The sequence below is a fragment of the bacterium genome, assembly GCA_040755795.1.
Lineage (GTDB): Bacteria > UBA9089 > CG2-30-40-21 > CG2-30-40-21 > SBAY01 > JBFLXS01.
Genome location: JBFLXS010000457.1, coordinates 1 through 2,967 on the forward strand (window position 1 = coordinate 1; position 2,967 = coordinate 2,967).

Here is a 2,967-nt window from a genome sequence, read left to right on the forward strand (position 1 = left end):
AAATAAGGTGTAGAGTTATAGAGATAAGTCGTAGAGTCTTTTCTTAAGTAAAAAAATAAAAAAAAGCTTGACACTTTACATAACAGACACAGAGACGCAGAGAAAAAATTAAAAACTATTTACCAGACACTTCATTCCATCATGGATTTTCATCAGTGTAAGCTTTTGAGGACCGACATATCATGATTTGATTAACAAATTTAGTTTTGATGTCCATGTATTACCATGATTGCACCAATAATCTTTTCTGTTATCTGATTTATTTCCATATCTTCTCTGTTCCTTTGCGTCTCTGCGGTAAATTACCACCTGAACGGTTACGAAAATTCGGTTATTAGTCAGTAGTATTTATTAAATTTTTCTTGACAGTTAGATTAGATTATTGTAAAATAATAAACTGGAGGGAAAAAAGATTTGACTACAGAAATAGATTATAACAGGATAAAAGAGATTGTCAAAGAAGTCTTAAGTGAAGAATTGTCATTAAAAGAGGCAGAAATCGAACTTGGGGAAAAATGGACAGGTGGAGAATTAATTATACGACCTAAAAATACAAACCTTGCACCAAAACATATCCCTTTAGAAGCATTTTTTCACAAAATAGTTATGATTCGCGACCGACTGAGAGTCCTGGAACAAAAAATTAACTCAAACACTAAATTCACCGATGAAGAAAAGATAGAAATGCAACAATATATTACTCGTATTTATGGTAGTTTGACGACTTTTAATCTGTTGTTTAAACGCAAATCAAGTTATTTTGTCGGAGAGGGAGGAAAATGAATAAGCGTTCAGGTAAATAGTTACCAATTACCAAATAGGGCTTCACGAAATTATAAAGTAAGTAATCGGTTAAATGGTAACTGGTAACTATACTCCAGTGGGGTATAAATTGTGATTATTTAAAGTAATCGGTAATTTGAGATAGGAGGCTACTGCTTGCTCTTTACCGATAACCTGATAACCGATAACTGATAACCTGAGTTGATAGTAACAGAAAATCACAAAATATACCTCTCTAAAGTATAATTACCATTCACCAGTTACCAATCACCAAAAAAGAGGAGGGAAAAATAATGGGGCAAAAAAGTAAGGTGAAGAAAAAGGCACAAAAATCTATCGAAGAAAAGCGTAAAGACAAGAAGGAAAAGAAAGATAAGAAAAAATAAGATGTGTCCGTAAGTGAAATCAGGTAATCGGTTATCGGTAATCAGGTAATCAGTAGCTCAGATAAGGTGTTAAAAACCGCTTACCGATAACTGATTACTAATATCGTGTTGAAAACAAATAACGCACAGAATTTATGCGGGTAACTAAAAGAAAGGGGGGAAGAAAAAAATGGCTGTATTCTCACAATCTTTAGTTCTTGAAAAAGCTAATCTTCCGAAAATAAAGAAAGCACTCCATAGACTTCATTCAGGCACAGGAGAAGAAACAATTGCATCTACAGGATTCTTGATTCGTGAATTATCCAGACAAGCCGCAACACCAGAAATTCAGGAAATCATGAAACAACTTATTAATAGATTAATTCGCGATTCACATAGTATATGTGTGAGTATTAGAGACAGAGCGATTAAAGAATTAGGAAAATTAATCAATGAATTAGTTAAATCGAAAGATTTAGAAGGATTAAGATATGTGGCAAGGGCAAGTTATTTTAGTGATAATAGAAATAAAGCCCTTAAGGAATTAGTTAGATTTGAAGACCTCAAAGGATTAAGATATATCGCCCAGTGGGGAAGATTTAGAGATATTAGAAACAAATCAGTTGCAGAATTGGCTAAATTTAAAGATACAGAGGGACTGCGATTTGTTGCTCAGTGGAATATGTATCGGGATACGGCTAATCGCGCGGTTAAAGAACTTGAAAAATTAACTGAAAAATTGGTTAGATTTAAAGATAGAGATGGTCTGAAATGCTTGATAATCTTCAGTAAAGATAGAGAGGCTCAACACAAAGCAATAGACGGATTAGAAAAATTATTAGATGAATTAATCAAATCTAAAGACTTAGACTCTTTACGATATGTCGCCGCATTAGGTAGTAATAGAATAAAACGAAATAGGGCGGTAGAAGAAATTAATGATTTAAAATCTCTCAAATATGTAATCAGGGCTACTAAAGGTGTTTATAAAGATACCTGCCTTAAGGCGGTGCAAGAGTTAGAAAAATATATTGATGAAATGATGAAAACTAAAGATAGAGAAGGATTGGAGTACTTAGCAGAATTTAGTTCTAATGAATCTATATGGAAACAAGCAATTGAAGAAATACATAAGATAAGAGAGGTAAGTCAGGAAGATAAAGTTACCGAATCTTTACAAAAAATCCTTCTACCAAGAAAAATTGGGGGTGAATAGAATCTTACTAATCAGTAAAGAAGTTCTCGCTAAGCGGTAAAGGTCAACTTTATTTTCTGTAACCGTTCAGGAATATAGCCACAGAGTCACAGAAAACACAGAGGGAATATATAACCACGAATGAACACGAATAATAAAAAAATTCAACCTGTGAAATAGGTTTAAATAAAATGCAAGAAACAGATATTCAATCTCTACTACAAACACTACTACTACAAACAGGTCGCTCCTACGGAGCTTTATTCATATTAGCCCCAGAGAAGCGATATGTTTGTAGAAAGATTATCTCCCTCATAACAAATTAGCTCCATAGGAACGAGATGTTTATTCTTTTTCTCACCCTAATTGGGGGATATTTTATTCTTCTATTTCACAGGTCGAACTTTTGTGGTAATTCTCCCCGCCGCACCTGAACTTCATCGTTAGGCTACTTACTGTTGCATTGAAAGTGAAATAAGAGAAAAACAAACAATGAATGTAACTATTCACCCTGTAGGGAAGTAGGAGAGTAGGGAAGGTATTATCTAATTCTATCTAAAGGTCTTAATTATCTGCCAGATTTTCAATCCATTTGGGATATATCTGAAGAAGTGAGTAGGATGC

2 protein-coding genes are annotated in these 2,967 nt (G+C 33.6%); both read left to right on the top strand.

Features of this window, described 5'->3' with window-relative positions; genetic code table 11:
- Positions 1-414: 414 nt before the first annotated feature.
- Positions 415-783 carry a hypothetical protein gene (locus AB1414_18260; GenBank protein MEW6609359.1) on the top strand — a complete coding sequence of 123 codons (369 nt, stop codon included), beginning with the start codon at positions 415-417 and terminating at the stop codon, positions 781-783.
- 555 nt (positions 784-1,338) lie between these two features.
- Positions 1,339-2,364 carry a hypothetical protein gene (locus tag AB1414_18265; protein ID MEW6609360.1) on the top strand — a complete coding sequence of 342 codons (1,026 nt, stop codon included), beginning with the start codon at positions 1,339-1,341 and terminating at the stop codon, positions 2,362-2,364.
- Positions 2,365-2,967 lie beyond the last annotated feature (603 nt).